Origin of the sequence: Microcoleus sp. w2-18bC1 (assembly GCF_036700365.1) — a bacterium.
Lineage (GTDB): Bacteria > Cyanobacteriota > Cyanobacteriia > Cyanobacteriales > Microcoleaceae > Microcoleus.
Window position 1 is genome coordinate 1 of the sequence record NZ_JAUBOS010000090.1, and the last position, 19,297, is coordinate 19,297.

The following is a 19,297-nucleotide window of genomic DNA, read 5'->3' on the forward strand; positions in this document are numbered from 1 at the left end:
ATATTTGCCCAAATGGAATTATCGAGCCGTACCCCAACCTGAGTAATTCATTAAGTTATTTATTTTTCATTCCTAACTTCTATAGAACATAAAATCGTAGCGGTTTTACACGATGCGGTCGAAGATTCTGAACTTACACTTGAGCAACTTAAAAGCGAAGGTTTTCCTGAAGTTATCGTCTCGGCGATCGAGGCGATTACCAAAATAGAAGGAGAAGCTTATCCAGCTTATTTAGAACGTGTTATTGCCAACCCCATCGCACTGCGAGTCAAAATCGCTGATGTTACTCATAACCTTGATATTCGTCGCATCGCCAATCCCACAGAGGCAGATTTTCAACGCCTTGCCAAATACAAAAAAGTCCTCAGTCAGTTGCGTGCTGCCTTAAAGTAATTATTAACCGCAAATATCCGCGTTCATCCGCGTGTATCTGCGGTTAAAAAAATCCCCAAATCCTAAGCCATCACCATCCCCCCATCCACATTAAAAACCTGCCCGGTTATATAAGCCGCCGCCGCATCTGCCGCCAAAAACTTCACCATCCCCGCAACTTCCTCAACTTCCCCATATCTCCCCAGCGGAATATACTTCAAAATCTCATCAGACTTGACATCCTTAGTCATATCTGTAGTGATAAAACCCGGTGCAACCGCATTCACAGTAATCCCGCGACTCGCCAACTCCTTCGCCACAGTTTTAGTAAATCCAATTACCCCAGCTTTCGCCGCACTGTAATTAGCTTGTCCCGGATTGCCCATTTGTCCAGCAACCGAAGCAATATTAATAATTCGGCCACTTCGCTGTTTTAGCATGATTTTACTGGCAGCTTTCGCACACAAAAACACGCCAGTTAAATTCAAATCAATTACCGCTTGCCAGTCTTCCAACTTCATCCGCAGCAGCAAAGTATCGCGAGTAATGCCGGCATTGTTCACCAAAATGTCAATTCGTCCCCATTTTTCCATGACATTACTGGTGAGTAAATCTACTTGGTCAGTTTTCGAGACATCTGCTGCAAGTGCCACAGCTTCTCCTCCAGCAGCGACTATTTCTGCTACCACCTCATCAGCAGCAGCAGCAGCACTCGCATAGTTTACGGCGACTTTAGCGCCCTCTGCTGCTAGGGCTACAGCAACGGCGCGGCCGATTCCCCGCGACGCACCGGTCACGACAGCAACTTGACCCCGCAATCTCTGAAAAGTCTCTGGTAATAATTCCATAATTGTATCCTCGCAATCTACCAGAGAATTTTGCACTAAAATCGAGCCAGAACCAAAAAAATTATTTTGTCTTATGGCAGTTCAAAAACAGTTCAGCAGTTTTGAGGAAATACTATCGGGCTCTGACTTGCCGGTGTTGGTAGATTTTTATGCTACTTGGTGCGGGCCTTGTCAGATGATGGCAGGGATTTTGGAGCAAGTGAGCGGTCAATTAAAAGACAAGCTGATGGTTGTCAAAATTGACACGGATAAGTACGACCAGTTGGCGTCGCAGTATCACATTTATGCTTTGCCGACTTTGGTGCTGTTCAAAAATGGCGCTGAGGTCCATCGCATTGAGGGAGTACTGCAACCGGCGCAGTTGATCGATCGAGTGCAACCTTTCTTGTAGCACGAGCCAATTATCTCACACGTAGGGTGCGTCAGCTCATATCTGATTCATTATGAATAAGATAATCCTAGTTGACGAACCCTACCTATGAAGACTCCCAGCCACGCTATTATCAATCTCGCTATTCTCGGCAAACCGCAACTGCCGCAAGCTAATCTCATTATTGTCATTGGCGGAATTTTGCCGGATATTCCGATATTTTTATTTTACTTTTGGGCGAAATACATTGCTCGCTTGCCCGCAGCTACAATTTGGTCAAAAGCATATTATGAGCCTTTTGTGCAAGATATTGTGGCTCTGTTCCATTCAATTCCCCTTGCGGTTATTGGTTTGCTAATTGCTTATTACTTTGGCTGGCAAAGTGTGCAAATTCTGTTTGTCAGCATGATACTACACTCTCTGGGAGATTTGCCTGTCCACAATGACGACGCTCACCGGCACTTTTTTCCGTTCAGCAATTACCGTTTTATCAGTCCGTTTTCTTATTGGGATAGGAAGCACTATGGGTCAATTGTTTCTCTAGTGGAAATGTTGTTAGTGCTGATCTCAACTTACCGCGTTTTTGGTTTTGTTAATTCTTATACTGGAAAAACGTTGTTGATTTTGGTGAATGGTTTTTACTGGGCTGGCGCGGTTTATTTTCAGGTGCGACATTTATTTAAATTCACTTCCCAAAGATGAAACATGAACTCAAAATTACCAATTAGCAGTTAGGAATTAGCAATTACCATATTGTTAACTACGCCGAATATTAAAACAACACCAATCTTGGCGCTTCCACAGAGTAGCCACAATCCAGCCGTGCTGTTCGAGAGTGTCAGCAATTGGCTTAGCTTGTTCGAGCAAAATGCCGCTGAGCACGGCCCAAGTAGTTGGTTTGCTAATTGCCGTGAACTGCGGGATTAAATCAATGATTACTTCTGCTAAAATGTTGCAGATCAAACCGTCGATCGGCTCATCTACCATTTCTTTCAAGCGATCGATACTTCCGAGCTCTGCAACCAACTGCTGAGAATTAACGCGGTTGAGTAGCCTGTTGCTAATAGTCGATCGCACTGCCAAAGGATCAGTATCCAAAGCATAAACTTTTGTAGCGCCCAACAACACCGCGCCGATCGACAAAATACCCGATCCGCAGCCGATATCAGCAACGATACACTCTTTGTCATCAAAACCGAGCCGCATTTCCAGGGACTCCAGACAAAGTTGAGTAGTGGCGTGAGCACCAGTACCGAAAGCCACACCCGGATCTAAACGCAAAATAACGCGATCGGTATCAGTCGGTAAGGGCAGCCAGGCCGGATTAATTAAAAAGCGATCGCCCACTTCTTGAGGCTGCCAGTGCTCCTTCCAAGTGCTGCCCCAGTCCTCATCTTCAATCAAATCCCACTGCATCGCAGGTAGGGGCAAACCTGCACACAGAGCATCTTGGCGCAGCCACAGAGACAGAGCGGCCAAATCCAGCAATCCTGCCTGTTCTTCGGGCAAATAAGCCGACATCAGGCAGGAATTGCTTTTGAGCTCAGTAGCAGTTCCCTGACAGTTAAATCGTTCCAGACGCCAAAAGATGATATCTTCCAGCGCCGGATCGCAAAGAATTCTAATTTCCCACCAGCTATGTGCCATACAATTTTAGATTTTAGATTTTAGATTTTAGATTGGCCCAGGGGAACTGGAGACTGGGAACTGGAGAGTGAGGAAGGAGGATTGGCTAATAGAAAAATTCCCGCTTTCAGGCTAATTACCAATGATCAATTACCCATTACCAATTATCAGCCCTGGCATCCAAAATCTAAACTCCCAAATCCGTCAAAGATTTACCGTGTAAGCATCCCGAATTCCCGGAACTTTTAGGATCTCGGCCAGTATCCCCTCTGGTAGAGGGTCATCAAGGCTCAAAACCATCACCGCATCGCCTCGCACGATTTTACGGCCTACCTGCATACTGGCAATATTGACATTAAAACTGCCCAATTGGGAACCAATTTTGCCAATAATCCCCGGCATATCGCGGTGCAAGGTAAACAGCATATGGTGAGTGGGGGAAACGTTGACCGGGAAATCGTCAACGCTGGTAATCCGAATTTCGCTTTCGCCGAGCACTGCACCTGTCACGGTGTGTTCGCCGAGAGTTCCCTTGGCCGAGAGGTGCAGGGAGCCGGTGTAGTCGCGAATTGAGGCGTCTCTGGTTTCGACGACGCGAATTCCGCGTTCTTTTGCTTCGATGCTGGCGTTGACGTAGTTAACGCGCTCTCGCAGGGCTTGGGAGAGCAGGCCTTTGAGGGCGGCAACGACTACGGGCTGGCTTTGGTTGCTGGCCAATTCGCCTTGCAGTTGAACGTTGAGGTAATCGACTCGGCCTCCGGCTAGCTGGCTGACGAGGTTGCCGAGGGTTTCGGCGAGTTGCAAGTAGGGTTTGAGTTTTTCGATCGAGTCTGGGTAAATTCCTGGTATGTTGACAGCCGATCGCGCGGGCAGCCCCAACAGTACATCGCGGATTTGTTCAGCAACGTCGATCGCCACATTTACCTGAGCTTCCGCTGTGGATGCTCCCAAGTGGGGCGTCAGCACGATGTTCTGGCCGACACTCCGCAACGGGGAATCAGCTTCCAGCGGTTCGTGTTCGTAAACGTCCAAAGCTGCGCCGGCGATCTTGCCTGATTTGATGGCTTCTGCGAGGGCTGCTTCGTCGATGATGCCACCTCTGGCGCAGTTTATGATGCGGGCCGTGGGCTTCATTTTCGACAGCACTTCAGCGTTAATTAAGTGCAGGGTTTCCGGCGTTTTGGGGATGTGCAGGGTGATGTAGTCGGATTCGCGCATCAGCAGTTCGAGTTCTACCAAGCGGCAGCCCAACTGGTCGGCTCTTTCGGTCGAAATGAAGGGGTCGTAGGCCAGCAGTTTCATGCCCATTGCTTTGGCTGCGGCGGCGAGGTGGGAGCCGATTTTGCCCAAACCGACGATGCCGAGGGTTTTTTTGTAAACTTCTACGCCGAGAAAGCGGTTGCGTTCCCATTTACCCCCTTTGACGGATTCGTTAGCTTCCGGGATGTGGCGAGACATCGAGAGCATCATGGCAAGCGCGTGTTCGGCGGCGGCGATCGTGTTGCCTTCGGGGGAATTGACGACTACAATTCCTTTGCGGGTAGCGGCGGGTACATCGACATTATCTACGCCGACGCCGGCTCTGCCGATAATTTTGAGTGAATTCCCGGCTTCTATGATTTCTTTGGTAACTTGGGTGCCAGAACGGATCATTAAAGCGTCGTAATCTGGAATAATTTTTACCAGTTGTTCGGCTGAGAGTCCTGTGTTTACGTCAACTTGCGCGACTTGGGAGAGGATGTCAATTCCGGCTTGGTCGATCGGATCGGATACTAGAACTTTAGGCATAGCAAGCAATTGAGTGCAATAGTAAAAATAGACCGAGCGTTGGCGAGCTCAAAGTTGAGACTTACACTTAGAGCAGTATCTAACAGCTCAGCTCAAGCTTGCCTTTGTGCAGTTTGAATTGTATCTGTATTCGGTCAAGGTCGGCCGTTTTTTGCGTGAAATATTTTAGCTTTGCGGGCGATCGGACTCTCTGACCGTCTGAAAATCCCTCAAGTGCTTAGCTAGTATGTCTTTTCGGTCTATAATAGACTTTGGCTATTCCAGCCTAACTATCAGGAATTGTTTTCTAATGAATTATCTTATCGCCGTACTGCCCGATCGAATTCAAGCCGAAGCTGCCTACTGTGCTCTGGAAAAAGAAGGCTTGCCTATGAAGCAAGTGAGTATTTTGGGCCGCGGCTACAAAACTGCTGATGAATTTGGCTTGATCGACCCGAACCAGCAAGCGAAGAAACAAGCTAAACTCATGGCTATTTGGCTGATTCCCTTTGGCTTTATTGCTGGCGTTACTTTCAGCTTGATTACTGAGTTGAAGACTTTTGCCTGGGCGGGAGAAATTGGCGATCATGCGATCGGTGGTGTACTCGGTGCGATCGCCGCTGCAATGGGCAGTGTGTTTGTTGGAGGCGCGGGCGGTATGGCTTTTGGTAGCGGCGATGCTTTGCCCTACCGCAACCGTTTGAATGCGGGTAAATTTTTGATTGCCGTTAAGGGTACTGATGATTTGACTGGGAAAGCTGCGAAGATTTTGCAGCAGTTTAAACCGGAAAATATCCAAGGTTATACAGAGACTTAGTTATTTGTTTGTTAACAGTTGACGGTTAACTGTTAACTGTTGACTGTTGACTGTTGACTGTTGACTCGTGTAATATTTGGAGGCAGTTATGGAATCACAAACTATCCCCCTAGATTCTCCCCTAGAATTAACCCTCGAATTAACAGACGAGCAGTTTTTTCAGTTGTGTATTGACAACCGGGATTTAAGATTTGAACGGACTGCTAGTGGAGGATTGATTAGACCTCTTGCAAAAATAGCTGGGACGGGCAAGATGCCCATCCCACAAAAACTTTTTGTGGGATGGGCATCTTGCCCGTCCGAAAATTTGCTTAAAAGGACTTTTGCAAAAAGTCTATTATTAGAGACTGTTGGCGAATCAATAAAGGGCTTCACCTCTCACCCCTAAAAATAGTGGTTCTAGACTAAATTTCAAATTGACCATATAGCCATTAACTACCAATAGTGAACGGAAATACTGCCTCCCAGAGGTGATGGGTAACACCCCCTGCGAATTCGCCAACAGTCTCTTTCAACCGCCGTCTTATCTTTTCCCGCTAATTGATGGTATAACCTATGAAAATCCTCCACGGGACTTGGATTCCTCAAGCAGAAGAGAATTTTATTCAACCTGGAACGTTTTATATTTGGGTTGAAACTACTGAAAAGAAAAAACAGCCTGCTAAGGTTCATCCCCGACAATTGAAGACGGCACAGTTAAGAGAGTTTCTAACGAAAGAAGCCGGGATTCAACTGTCAGCAGTCAGCAATACAAGTGCGATGGGGCGAGAATACGCGATCGTCCCTCGGTATTTTTTACTGCCCACTGCTGACAACCAGCCGTTGTCATCTTTAGAACTAGCGCGATATTTAGAGACAGAGTTACCCGAAACATTTGAGTTGGAGTATTGGGAAGTTGATTGTGTGGCCATCGCCACCCACACTTTGACTAAAGTATTGAACGATCTGCATTTTTTTGCCCTCTACGATGTAGCAGAAGTTCAGTTTGGTTCAGACTTGCTATTTTGGTATCACTACACCCAAACTTTTAAGCAAATTGTTCTGAAAGATCATTATATTCCGGCGTTGCGCTATCGAGAAACTGCTCCGATCGCGATCGCACCCATCGAAACATCCGAACCCGCTGAGAAAGCCACGCGCGGGCGTAAGAAAGCGGGCGAGACAAAAACCAAAACAACTGCAAAAACTCCAAAAACACCTGCCAAAATTGCACCCAGCTTTGAGATTTATCCGGGATGGGAAATTGTTTCAACACAGTACGAAACTGATTTACAACGCTATGTTGAATGGATGCCTTTAGTTTGTGTGTCCGGTTTTCGGAAGATCCAGCTACAAGATACACCAAAGTTCTACGATCGCGAACGGTTGCTGCGGCATTTTTCCGAGTGTGCGATCGCCGAAATCGTCACTCAAACCCCCATCCCAGCATCGTTTGAAAATAAGATTGCGGATTCTTTACTTCAAATCTGCCTCAAGCAAACACGAAAAATCGCGCGAGTAAGCCTTGAACAATATCGGCAATGGCAAACCTGGCGCGATCGCATTACGCGCAATCAATCTGCTGACTCATTCTCCCTCTGCTTTCAACTACAATCCCCCGAAAACCCCGAACAGCCTTGGGTTTTAGAGTTTCAGGTGGCTGCGAAAAAAGACCCATCTCTGCGGATGCCGTTGCAGGATTATTGGCGATCGCGATCGACTCAACAAAAACAGTTACAAACACAATTCGGAGACAACTTTGAGCAACATTTGCTGACAAATCTCGGCTACGCTGCCCGCATTTATCCCCAACTTTGGCAAGGGTTAGAAACCGACAAACCCGTTAACATTACCCTCAGCTTAGATGATGCTTTCACCTTTCTCAGCGAGTCCGCTTGGGTATTAGAAGATGCCGGATACAAAGTGATTGTCCCCGCTTGGTGGACGCCGAAGGGACGACAACGGGCGAAGATTCGCCTGCAAGTCAAAGGGAAGGACAGCAAGAGCCCTGCAATCAAGGGCAAGGGATTATTTTCGGCGGATTCCTTGGTGGAATATCAATATGAATTGGCGATCGGGGGTGAACGGGTTAGCGAACAAGAATGGCAGGCGTTAGTAAATAGCAAAACACCGCTGGTGCAGTTCCGAGGACAATGGATGGAACTGGACAAAGACAAGATGCAGGAGATGCTAAATTTTTGGCAAAAACATCGCGAAGAAAACCCCGATTTAAGCCTAATTGACTTTATGAAGTTGACGGCAGAAGGAGAAGCGAGCGAACAGTTGGAGGTTGAGCGCGATCAGGCTTTATCGGATATGTTGGAGAAGCTGAACGATAAGAGTCGGTTAGAGTTAATTGCAGATCCAGCAAAGTTTCAGGGCAAGTTACGGGATTACCAAAAGCGCGGCGTTTCTTGGTTGAGTTATTTGGAAAGTTTGGGATTAAATGGCTGTCTTGCCGATGATATGGGTTTGGGTAAATCGGCGCAGGTAATTGCTCGATTATTGCAAGAGCGGGAAGTTTTATCTACTACAAAAGAGACAGAAAAAAAGACAGAAAAAGCGATCGCACCTTCGGTTCTACCCACGCTGCTAATTGCGCCCACATCCGTAGTTGGTAACTGGCAAAAGGAAATGGAAAAGTTTGCTCCAGAATTGCGATCGCTCATACACCACGGCCCTGGGCGCTTGCAAGATGTCAAGGAATTCAAAACCGCCGTCCAAGGTTGCGATATGTTGATCACTTCCTTTACCTTGGCGCGCAAAGACGAGAAACTGTTGAGCAGCGTAGCGTGGCATCGCTTAGTAATTGATGAAGCGCAGAATATTAAAAATCCGAAAGCGGCGCAAACCAAGGCGATCTTAAAGTTGCCTGCTACCCATCGGTTGGCGCTGACTGGAACACCCGTGGAAAATCGATTGCTGGATTTATGGTCAATTTTTAATTTCCTCAATCCGGGCTATCTGGGTAAAGAGGCGCAGTTTCGGAAGTTGTTTGAGATCCCGATTCAAAAAAATGGGAGTCGCACGCAATCGGCAGCGCTCAAAAAATTAGTGGAACCCTTTATTCTCCGACGCCTGAAAACCGATAAGTCGATTATTCAGGATCTCCCCGACAAAGTTGAGCAAAAGCTCTACTGCAATCTCACCCGCGAGCAAGCTTCGCTTTATGAAGCGATTGTCAAAGAGGTAGAGCAAGAAATTGATGCGACGGAAGGGATGCAGCGCAAGGGGATGATTTTGGCGACACTCCTGAAGCTGAAGCAAATTTGTAACCATCCGCGCCAGTTTTTGCAGGATGAAAGTGAGTTTACACCAGAGCGATCGCACAAACTGGAACGGCTGATCGAGATGATTGAGGAAGTCAAAGCAGAAGGCGAAAGTTTATTGGTATTTACGCAGTTTACAGAACTGGGAAGCGCGTTGGAAAAATATATTAAACAAACGCTACATTACAACACTTACTACATCCACGGGGGAACCAGTCGCGAAAAACGGGAACGGATGATTTCAGAGTTTCAAGATCCAGAGTCTGAACCTTCGGTATTTATTCTGTCACTGAAGGCGGGCGGCGTGGGAATTACACTGACAAAAGCCAATCACGTGTTCCATTTCGATCGCTGGTGGAATCCGGCAGTGGAAGATCAGGCGACGGATCGGGCGTTTCGGATCGGACAGCAAAAAAATGTGTTTGTGCATAAGTTTGTAGCGATCGGCACTTTGGAAGAAAAGATTGACCAAATGATTGAGGACAAAAAGAAATTGGCAGGGTCAATTATTGGTGCGGATGAGTCGTGGTTGACTGAGTTGGATAATGAGGCATTTAAAAAGTTAATTAGACTCAATAAAAATGCGGTTCTAGATTAGGAGAAATCAAAGATGTCACAATTTACTCGGACTTGGTGGGGCAATAAATTTATCGATGCGCTGGAAAGATTTACAGATTCTGGGCGACTCGGACGGGGACGTTCCTATGCACGGAATGACAAGGTAAAAAGCTTTAAGATTAATGATGGCTTAGTGATGGCACAGGTGAGAGGCTCGGTTAATCCTTATTTTGGGGTTTATAAGGAGCCTCTGTACAAAACTAAAATTGAGTTTGAGCCAATTAGTCAGGAAAAGTGGCAAATGGCGATCGCCCAAATGGCATCAAAAGCCAGCTTTATTTCTCGGCTGCTGCTCAACGAAATGCCCGACAATATTGAAAAGGCTTTTGCACCCCTCGGATTGCACCTTTTACCCAGTAGCCGCGAGGACTTTAAGACTACTTGCTCTTGCCCAGACTATAGCAATCCCTGCAAACATATTGCCGGAGTTTATTATTTGGTGGCGGCCGAATTGGACAAAGATCCATTTTTACTGTTTGAATTACGGGGGCTTTCTAAGGAAGTGCTGCACCGCGAATTAGCAAAAACGCCTTTGGGCTTGGCACTTTCTGCCGAGTTGACGGCGGATGCAGCGGCCCCTGTGGCGGTGGATTCCTATTACACGCAGGCGATCGCCAGTGAGGCGCAAACGGTCAGCCTGAAAGAGTTTTGGCATGGTGCGAAGCGATTACCGCAGACGATTGAGGTGGCAGCGCCAAGTGGGGTAAGTGCGATCGTGGTGAAGAAACAGGGAGATTTTCCACAGTTTTGGCACAAGGATGGTTCGTTTATTGAGGCGATGGAAGAACTGTATTTGCGGGTGAAGAAGAATAAGTAGTTGGGTGGACAATTTTGCTGCCATACTCGATCGAGCTCTTGCAAAAACTTTAACTCGAAGACTTCATAGATTTGGTACAATAATCGTGCTCATCATATCAGCTTTACCAACAACTAAAATCATAGGATCGTTATTTGATGATTTTAGACTATAATTAAATTAGTGCGACTGTTGAAAAAGTAGACTTTTTAGTGACAGCAAGGTTTAGCAATTTCAAATTAGAATCTAAAATGGACTGATGTTACAAAGAGAAGAACTGTTAAAAGGCATCGAAAACCGCGAATGTGTCGCGCGGGCGATCGACCAAGCGGAACAAGCCATAAAAACTTGGGAAGTTACTCTGACTGATTTTCTGTCGCCTCCAGAATTGGCGGACACTCTGACGGTATTTAAACGCTTAACTGACGTGGAATTAGTGGCTTGGGGCGGCTACCCGCAAGCTGAAAGACAAAGAATTGCGATCGCGCGATCGGATATCCCGATCGACTCTGCTAGCGTTAACGTTGCTGCGGTAGAAATCGCTGGCAATTTCTTGTTCGATACAGCTTCTCACCGCGACTTTTTGGGGGCGATGTTGGGTACGGGAATTGTCCGCGAGAAAACTGGCGATGTGATTGTTTTGGGAGAACGCGGCGCGCAAGCGATTGTCATGCCGGAGATGGTAGAGTATTTGGAGATGAGTTTGCAGCAAGTGCGATCGGTTCCTGTGCAAACGCGGCGCATTGAGTTGAGCGAACTCAAAATTAGAGAACCCAAAAAGAAAGAAATGACAACCGTTGAAGCATCCATGAGATTGGATGCTGTCGCCTCCGCTGGATTCGCAATGTCTCGCAGCAAAATGGCCGATTTAATTGATAGTGGCGACGTGCGAGTTAACTGGAAAGACGTTACTCAAGCTAGTTATAATGTCAAGTCTGGAGATTTAATTGCTGTTACCGGCAAGGGAAGATTGGAAATTGGGGAAGTTGCTGTTACTAAGAAGGAACGCTATCGAGTCCAGCTAACTCGATATTTGTAATTTATGGGCGGCATCTTCGGCCCAACCCCTACTCCTCACAAAAAATTGACTCTTTGTGGAACAGGCATCTTGCCTGTTCTTAAGAATGCTGAGGCGAAGATGCCCAACCCCTACTCCCCACAAAAAATTGACTCTTTGTGGAACAGGCATCTTGCCTGTTCTTAAGAATGCTGCAACATATGAGTTATACCACCCAAAAACCCCCAAAAACCCGGTTTCTTTGGTTTTATGCGTAAGTCCTAAATCCAAATTATCGGGGAAAAGTTTTCCTTACCCACACGGCGATACCCAGCATTAACCAGCCAAATAGTAAGCCAAACAGCAGACTCAAGATAATTGTCGCAGCAAAGGGATGCAGCGGTAGAGAAAAATCGGGTTGCCATTGAATCTGTGTATCCTTGATTAGAGGATAGGCGGCGGAAAAGATTTGTCCGCCGCCGATCGCAGTTCCGACAAAAAAGATGATATTCTCAAGCTGGCGATCGCGCTTTTTCTCCCTGTCTTCCTGTTGCTTGTATAATTCCATCTGTTCCCTGTCCAATTCCACCTGTTCGATTTCCACCATCCCCCGCACAGTGGATATCGACTGCTGGAACAAATTTTGACTAGCAATCAGGTAGTTTAAATCTATTTCAATTTGCCGCTGATACTTATCCTCAGCTAAATCTAGAAACCTCTGCCAAAAATCCAGATTGTCGCCTGGGATGCACAAACCTCTAATTCTTGTCAACGCCTCACCATAATTTTCAGCATTAGTATCAATGGTATTTCTGTCTTCTTGCAAATATCGCACCGGCTGAGCAAAAGCCAACATTTTAGTGTGAACTTCAGCCAGCAACTCTTTTAGCTTTTGCAACTTAACTTGTCGATTTTGTTCGCTTTGTATTGCATCCCATTCGAGGAGCTTCTTTTCTAACTCGCCCACTATTTGCTGTGCTTTGCGATACTTTTTCCGAGCTTCGCCATACACAAATACAATTTTAGCGCGAGAGCACAGCAGATTCATCAAGTAATCATTAAACGCCGGCGTTGCGACGAATTTCAAAGTTTGGGGATTGTCTTGCAACCATACTAAAATGTGACACCGCTGACGCCCATCATCTTCTCGGCTGTCATACTCAAAAATCGGACTCCCGAATAACTTTCCTTCGGCGCAAAAGTCTACTGATGCTGGCTGTTTATCCTGTACAAAAGCTTTAATAGATTCGTCAGCTAGTTTCCGGTAAGTATCATACACTGCTGGTGCTGCGTATAATAATAATGTCTGTCCCAGAGACGGTTGAATTGCATTTGGCAACAAGCAACCTTGGGGATTTAATCGACTTAAGTCCGCTACTTTTATTGTGACATTTTTATAGTAAAAGGTCAAGTCTGCCGTGTAAGTATCCTGAAGTCGCAGAGCATTGATAGAACCATCAAGTTTCGGGTTATCTGGCTGAGTAATTGGCTGGAAATTCAGAGTTTTTCCATCGGGAATCAGCAATTTTACCAGAGTCAGATTTTCCCCTTCGCCCTCTGGATAATACACCCCGTTTTTGTAGCAAATTAGCTTGTCTCTGAGGGAGTTGAGTTCGTCGATGTTAAATTCTTTGCCGACATTATCTGCTAAAATTTCCCACAAATTTTTGGCATTTTTTGCTACTTGCTTATAGCCTTTGTCCCTATCATCCCGCAGGTGGAAAGGATACAGGGTAATGCTGGGATTTTTAATTTGCCATTCTTGGCTCATAATCAATTTTGTGAGATGTTTTCGAGTATTTGTATCAGATATTTGGGACGGGCAAGATTCCCACCCCACAAGATTTTTATGGTTTCTATCCTAGGCAGGTGTTTGTGGATTATTTGTTGGCGGTGCAGGCGGCGCAGACGACGGAGGCAAACCCAGTCGGATCTGATTTTCCTTCAGCGTTTGGTAAAAGTCCCTGACGATTTCCTCCGGTGTATCGCTATCAGTGCCGCCCGCACCCATTTGATAAATTTCGTTCTCTAAATTCTCTTCTATTTGAGGTTTAGTTTCACACCAATCCTTGATTGTTTGAGCGATAATATTGATATTATCGGTCGAACCAACATCAATCGCTGATAATTGTTTGACAAATTGCGGCTCGGATATTTTCAATAACTTAGTGAAAGCCGCCACAATTTCTTCGGGTGTGGCATCATCGGGAAGTGACATTACTAATCTCCTTAAATCACTCTTTTCAGTTGACAGCGGTAAAGTTTCGGTTTCGCCAATTAAGGTAAATGCAGCCCAAGCTATGGGACTCGGAAATCGAGCTTTTGTGGTTAGCATAGCACACCGCAAGGCGGCTGCTCGATTCTCGCCCCGTGCTAAATTTTGGTAGAATTCAGTCATTAGTAATTTGGCTGAAATCGCTCCCATATTCCACAGGGAAACGATGATGCTGGGGACTCCGGCGAGGATGAAGCAGCGCGACAATCCGATGACTCCATCTCCGGTGATTTTACCGCCTCCGGTGCTGCACGCGCTTAAAACTACGAGTTCGGAATCGAGTTTTAATCGCAAGATTTCTGCGGCGTTAAGCGCGCCGTCGTCGGTGTCTCCTGATGGTGCTAAAATAATCGCGCCGGGGATGCCGGAACCTTGGAAATCGTCGAGGAGCCCGTGGGCGGATAAATGCACGATGCGGGTGTTTAGCATCCTGTCTAAAATGGCGAGTTTTGTGGCATTTTCTCCGCTAATTGCTTCGGTTCCTAAAGTTGCGGCTATGGCTTCGGCGGCTTCTTTTGCCCTGGGGATTTGGCGGAGTCTGTAGGGGTTTTTGTTGAATTTTGCGGCGATGGTTGGATCGCCGACAATTAGGGCGGCTTGTCTCAATCCTCGGACTCGGTTTTGATGTTCGCGGGTGATTTCTAATACTTGGATGGATGGGCTGGTGAGGATGGTATGATTTTCGATTAGGTAGCGGTTGTTGCTATCTTGCAAGGCGGCGAAGGGAACTAAAAATAAGTCGTAGTGGGGGACGAAGATGATGGGGGAATTGGCATCAACGGGCAGCAAGTCGATGATGGGTTCGATCAGGATTTGATCGAGGAGTTGCAAGAGGGGAAAGCGGCCTGTTTCGTCTCGATTGTACTGGGATTCTAGCTGAATTTTGTTGCCTGCGTCGTCGGTTTCATTGGTGCCGATGGAGACGCGGGCTTTGAGGATGATTTGTTTGAGGGTTTGGTTTTGTTGGTTGAGGGGTTGGAGGTTGGCGGCACGATGGGTGATGTTGCCGTTTGGTTGGATTACCCAGATGTAAATGTCATCAAAGATAAGCGAATATTCAACTATTGTGGAGTTTCTGTCGCGGGCGATTTGTTGGATTTTGGGAATTGATAACCCCCCCAACCCCCCCTTGCTAAGGGGGGGCTTTGAGAGGTTTGCTTCTTCCTCAAATCTTGATAACCCCCCCAACCCCCCCTTGCTAAGGGGGGGCTTAAGAGGGAGGAATTGAGATAACTCTTCTTCCTCCTCTTGATAAGGGGGGGACTGAGGGGGAGTTGTTAATAAGGTTTGTCGCAATAACTCGACGAAGGCACGGGTGCGCGACATTTCAGATATTTCTAAGGCTTCATCAAATCTAGTTTGGGCAATTAGGACTTGTTGCAGCAGGCGATAGGCAGATATTTGGGTTTCAAAGATTGAGGCTTTGTGGTCATTACTTACCAATTCAGAACGCAGAGTTTCATGAATTGCGATCGAGGCGCGAAGTGCTGTTTCAGCTTCAGCAAGTTGGTGAGTTTGTAGAAAAGTATACCCCAAATTGTTGAGAGAGTGTGACTCTCCCACGCGATCTCCGATTTCCAGTGAAATCTCTAATTGCTGTTCGAGAAATTCGATCGCCTTCTGGTATTGCCCTAGGAATACGTAAGCATTGGCCAAATTGCCGAGGGAAGTAGCTTCTCCTTGGCGATATCCGATTTCCCGTGAAATCTTTAAATACTGTTGGTGAAAATCGATCGCCCTGTGGTATTGCCCTAGGGATTGGTAAGCATAGCCCAAACTCCCGAGGGAAACAGCTTCTCCTTGGCGATATCCGATTTCCCGTGAAATCACTAAAGACTGTTGGTGAAAATCGATCGCATTCTGGTATTGCCCTAGGGATTTGCAAGCATTGCCCAAACTCCCGAGGGAATTAGCTTCTCCTTGGCGATCACTTATTTCCCGTTTAATCACTAAAGACTGTTGCTGAAAATCGATCGCCTTCTGGTATTGCCCTAGTGAAGAGAAAACAACCCCCAAATTGCCGAGGGAAGCGGCTTCTCCTTGGCGATATCCGATTTCCCGTGAAATCTCTAATAATTGTTGGTAAAATGTGATCGCCCTCTGGTATTGCCCTAGGGAATAATAAGCATTGCCAAAATTGCCGAGGGAATTAGCTTCTCCGTGGCGATTTCCGATTTCCCGTGAAATCTCTAAATACTGTTGGTGAAAATCGATCGCCCTGTGGTATTGCCCTAGGGATTGGCAAGCATTGCCCAAACTCCCGAGGGAAGCAGCTTCTCCTTGGCGATCGCCTATTTCCCGTTTAATCACTAAAGACTGTTTTAGGAATTCGATCGCCCTGTGGAATTGCCCTAGGGAATAGTAAGCATTGCCCAAATTGCCGAGGCAATTAGCTTCTCCTTGGCGATTTCCGATTTTTCGACAGATAGTTAATGCCTGTTCCCAAGAATGCAAAGCTTCTCGAAATTGACTGATTTTATACTGCTGATTGCCTTGTTGAAACAGTCTTTCTGCTTCCGCTTGTCGGGTGACTGCCACTGAGGTGTTGTCATTCATCCCAAGCCGTATCCCGGCACAATTCATCAACCGATTAGCGTTATTTAGTTGCCCAAATATTCTAAGATTCTCTGCCTCTTCTAGCATTGCCGCCACCAAGCCATCATCCAGCAATTCCGGGTGAGTCTCTAATACCTCCGCTTCTTCGCCGCTGGGACAGGTTAGCAGTTGATCGATCAGGTTGAGGTAGGCTTGTTCGCGTTCTGACTTCATTGCGATTTGGGATTTGGGATGGTTCGATCCATTCATTTATTAATCGACTTTTGGGAAAATTTTGGTTTTGGGCGATCTAATGTTTGTCGTTGGGTGGGGGCGGGTTTATTTATATTGTCAACGATCGCGATTATTCCTCTTTCGCCCGAAACACCTTTTCTACTGACTTCACCAAAAGTTCTCGCGGCATCAATCGAGGCAGATTGGCGATGATTTGATTGGGAATTCCCCCTGTGACAACATTAGACTCATTTTTGTCTAAAGCTTTCAAAGCATCTCGCACTACTTCCGCTGCGGGAACGAGTTTTTGCCCGCTGCTGGATGCCATTGATTGAGGGAATTCAGCTACTGCGAAAAAGTCCGATTCTGTCGGCCCTGGACAAACGCACAAAACGCCAATTCCTAAATCTTTGTTTTCCGCCCAAAGTGCCTCGCTGAAACTCAAAACAAAAGCTTTAGTCGCTGCATACATCGACAAGTACGGCATCGGTTGAAAAGCTGCGATGGAGGCAACATTGATAATACTTCCTGATTTTCGCTGCAGCATTCCCTGCAAAAATAAGTGCGAGAGTTCAACTAATGCTACAATATTTAGTTGCACCATTGTTAGTTGTTTCGCAAGCGGGCGATCGGCAAAAGCACCGTAATCGCCAAAACCCGCATTGTTCACCAACAAATCAACCGTCCAACCTTTTTTAACAACCGCGTCAAATACAGCATTTGTGGCTCCGGCTGCGGTCAAATCTTGAACGATAATTTCGACTAAAATATTGAATTCCTGTTGCAGTTTAGCAGCTAACTGTTGCAATTTGTCTTCGGAACGAGCTACCAAGATTAGATTGTGCTGGCGTTTCGCTAATTCGGCGGCAAAGGCTGCACCAATTCCACCAGAAGCACCAGTGATTAAAGCAGTGGGCATGAAATTAATTCGGATATTTGATGTGGGCTTTATATATTTTAACAATTATTTACACGGGAACCTGTAAAATAATTAAAAGGGAATAGGTGAGTTTTATGGCGCGTCTTACCGATCGAGCTTTTGAAATTTTGCGGGCAGAAGTTGACAAGTGCGCGGCGGCTGATAGTCTAGCGGGTGATGTCTACCGACGGATGGTAATCAAGCGGTTGGAGAAGTTGCGCTTGCAAAACGGCACTTTCGCCTCAAGAGAAGAAATCCGCGATACCTTCAAAGACGAATTTCCCAACTTCAGCGAACAAGCTCTCAAAGCTGCCGTCAAAGCCAACCGCCCGCCCGGATTGTTCGGTAAAATCATCTTTGCTGGGAGTTTGCTGGGAAGTGCTGCGGGGATAATTTGGCTGATTAACCTACCTTTTCCCATGATTCGCTGGCCCGTGGCGAAAACAATGCCGATATTATTGCTGCCGAGTTTTATGAGTATGGATCATAATTACCGGCAGGCGATCGCCCTTGTGGAACAATCCGATCAACTGGTGAATAAAGCCACGGCTGTCGCTGATTTTGACTTGGGCGAAATTAAAGCAAAAGAGGCTCAAAAACACCTCGACGCCTTGCCAGTTTGGTTTTTAGGTTATTATCCACAAACCTACTGCTCTTTTTTCGGCTGCCGTTGGCGGTTTACAGTCGATGAATTTCAAGCCGCCCGCAAAAATGTCGGGCGGATGGAGGCTCAGATTTTCCAGCAAAAAAATGCTTTTACTCAGTTAAATCAAGTCGAACAAACTCTCAACGCGGCGAAACAGCAGTATCAGCAAGCCAAAACCGCTGCGGATAGACAAAAAGCGACCGTAAATTGGCAAAGTGCGATCGACCAACTCAATCAAATTCCCGCCGACACCCTCGCGGGAGAAACGGCTCAGCAGAAACTCCAAGCAGCAGAGAGAGATTTTAAAGCAATGGGCGGTGTAGCCACCGGATCGGTGCGTGCGGACAACTTAATCGAAGCAGCAAAAGAATTTGCATTAACTGCCGCTGTAGCATCCCAGAAACCGCCTCATTCAGCAGAAACTTGGCAAAAAATCGCAGATTTATGGCAAGCTGCCATTGAGAGACTCAGCCAAATTACATTTGATAATCCGGGCTATCTTGACGCTCAAACAAAATTAGCTGAATATCAAAATAATTTAGGCACTACAAAGATTCGACTGACAGCAGAGAGAGAGTCAGTGGAAGCTTTGAACCAGGCTAAGAGCTTGTTTGCTTCCTTGCAAAATAATGTAAATTCTCCCCGTCAAAATCCCGCTTACGCCCTCGGCCACTTGCAAGAAATTATCAATCAATTAGAATCTGTAAAACCGGGAACAACTGTTTATCCAGAAGCTCAAAAATGGCTGCAATCGGCTCGAAAAAAACAGAAAGAATGGCAAAAAAATTAGTCAGTTGTCAGTTGTCAGTTGTCAGTTGTCAGTTGTCAGTTGTCAGTCAACCGTCAACCGTCAACCGTCAACCGTCAACCGTCAACTAACAAATTACCAAGTCGGGTCAACATACAGATTAATTGTCACTTGCTTTTTTCCGTAAGGGATGCCGGAAATACAAGCACAAATCGTATCTCCGCCATCAATTTCTACTTCGCAAGCGTGACAAGAACCCATGAGACAGCCGGTAGGAATAGAAACCCCTGCACGTTTAGCTACATCTAGCAAAAGCTCTCCTGGTTCAGCTTCAACTGTCACGTTATCTGGTAAAAAACAAACTTTTGTCATTGAATTTGAACCTCAACTCTAACAAACAACTGTCAACTGTCAACTGTCAACTGTCAACTGTCAACTGTCAACTGTCAACTGTCAACTGTCAACTGTCAACTGTCAACTG

Annotated in this window: 14 protein-coding genes and 1 pseudogene; 8 read left to right on the plus strand and 7 right to left on the minus strand. The window is 46.3% G+C overall.

What is annotated here, in order from left to right:
* Positions 1-455 precede the first annotated feature (455 nt).
* A complete protein-coding gene (gene fabG / locus QT979_RS26605; protein ID WP_333312161.1) occupies positions 456-1,220 on the minus strand; it encodes a 3-oxoacyl-[acyl-carrier-protein] reductase in 765 nt (254 codons plus the stop codon).
* A gap of 73 nt (positions 1,221-1,293) precedes the next feature.
* Here fabG and trxA point away from each other — a divergent pair, with 73 nt between their 5' ends.
* Both trxA and QT979_RS26615 read left to right on the plus strand, forming a co-directional pair.
* A complete protein-coding gene (gene trxA / locus QT979_RS26610; protein WP_333211892.1) occupies positions 1,294-1,611 on the plus strand; it encodes a thioredoxin in 318 nt (105 codons plus the stop codon).
* Between the two features lie 87 nt (positions 1,612-1,698).
* Positions 1,699-2,292, plus strand: coding sequence for a hypothetical protein (locus QT979_RS26615; protein ID WP_333211890.1), 594 nt, complete (start codon positions 1,699-1,701; stop codon positions 2,290-2,292).
* A gap of 54 nt (positions 2,293-2,346) precedes the next feature.
* On the opposite strand, the gene prmA is transcribed toward QT979_RS26615, so the two are convergent.
* Both prmA and serA read right to left on the minus strand, forming a co-directional pair.
* A complete protein-coding gene (gene prmA / locus QT979_RS26620) occupies positions 2,347-3,237 on the minus strand; it encodes a 50S ribosomal protein L11 methyltransferase (RefSeq protein ID WP_333211889.1) in 891 nt (296 codons plus the stop codon).
* 183 nt (positions 3,238-3,420) lie between these two features.
* The gene (gene serA, locus QT979_RS26625; RefSeq protein ID WP_333312162.1) at positions 3,421-5,004 is read right to left on the minus strand and encodes a phosphoglycerate dehydrogenase; all 1,584 of its coding nucleotides are present in this window, start codon (positions 5,002-5,004) and stop codon (positions 3,421-3,423) included.
* Between the two features lie 289 nt (positions 5,005-5,293).
* On the opposite strand from serA, the gene QT979_RS26630 reads away from it, so the two are divergent.
* From QT979_RS26630 to QT979_RS26650, 5 genes and pseudogenes are all read left to right on the plus strand, one after another.
* Complete coding sequence (locus QT979_RS26630; protein WP_333084683.1) at positions 5,294-5,800, plus strand: hypothetical protein; 507 nt, start codon at positions 5,294-5,296, stop codon at positions 5,798-5,800.
* 88 nt (positions 5,801-5,888) lie between these two features.
* Positions 5,889-6,020 (plus strand): annotated as a pseudogene (locus QT979_RS26635) (Uma2 family endonuclease); the annotation flags it as partial.
* A gap of 335 nt (positions 6,021-6,355) precedes the next feature.
* Positions 6,356-9,646, plus strand: a complete 3,291-nt coding sequence (locus QT979_RS26640; protein ID WP_333312163.1) for a DEAD/DEAH box helicase — start codon at positions 6,356-6,358, stop codon at positions 9,644-9,646.
* Between the two features lie 12 nt (positions 9,647-9,658).
* Positions 9,659-10,483, plus strand: coding sequence for an SWIM zinc finger family protein (locus tag QT979_RS26645; RefSeq protein WP_333312164.1), 825 nt, complete (start codon positions 9,659-9,661; stop codon positions 10,481-10,483).
* Positions 10,484-10,721: 238 nt separating this feature from the next.
* Positions 10,722-11,501 carry a photosystem II S4 domain protein gene (locus QT979_RS26650; protein WP_333048915.1) on the plus strand — a complete coding sequence of 260 codons (780 nt, stop codon included), beginning with the start codon at positions 10,722-10,724 and terminating at the stop codon, positions 11,499-11,501.
* Between the two features lie 250 nt (positions 11,502-11,751).
* On the opposite strand, the gene QT979_RS26655 is transcribed toward QT979_RS26650, so the two are convergent.
* The 3 genes from QT979_RS26655 to QT979_RS26665 all read right to left on the minus strand — a co-directional run bounded on the left by QT979_RS26655 (position 11,752) and on the right by QT979_RS26665 (position 17,422).
* Positions 11,752-13,230 (minus strand): hypothetical protein, encoded by a 1,479-nt coding sequence (locus QT979_RS26655; protein WP_333211880.1) that lies wholly within the window; start codon positions 13,228-13,230, stop codon positions 11,752-11,754.
* Positions 13,231-13,320: 90 nt separating this feature from the next.
* Complete coding sequence (locus QT979_RS26660) at positions 13,321-16,503, minus strand: CHAT domain-containing tetratricopeptide repeat protein (RefSeq protein WP_333312165.1); 3,183 nt, start codon at positions 16,501-16,503, stop codon at positions 13,321-13,323.
* 130 nt (positions 16,504-16,633) lie between these two features.
* On the minus strand, positions 16,634-17,422 hold the full coding sequence (locus tag QT979_RS26665; protein ID WP_333211877.1) for an SDR family oxidoreductase: 789 nt from the start codon (positions 17,420-17,422) through the stop codon (positions 16,634-16,636).
* 95 nt (positions 17,423-17,517) lie between these two features.
* On the opposite strand from QT979_RS26665, the gene QT979_RS26670 reads away from it, so the two are divergent.
* On the plus strand, positions 17,518-18,858 hold the full coding sequence (locus tag QT979_RS26670) for a hypothetical protein (protein WP_333312166.1): 1,341 nt from the start codon (positions 17,518-17,520) through the stop codon (positions 18,856-18,858).
* Between the two features lie 93 nt (positions 18,859-18,951).
* On the opposite strand, the gene QT979_RS26675 is transcribed toward QT979_RS26670, so the two are convergent.
* The gene (locus QT979_RS26675; RefSeq protein WP_333098507.1) at positions 18,952-19,188 is read right to left on the minus strand and encodes a 2Fe-2S iron-sulfur cluster binding domain-containing protein; all 237 of its coding nucleotides are present in this window, start codon (positions 19,186-19,188) and stop codon (positions 18,952-18,954) included.
* Between the last annotated feature and the right edge of the window lie 109 nt (positions 19,189-19,297).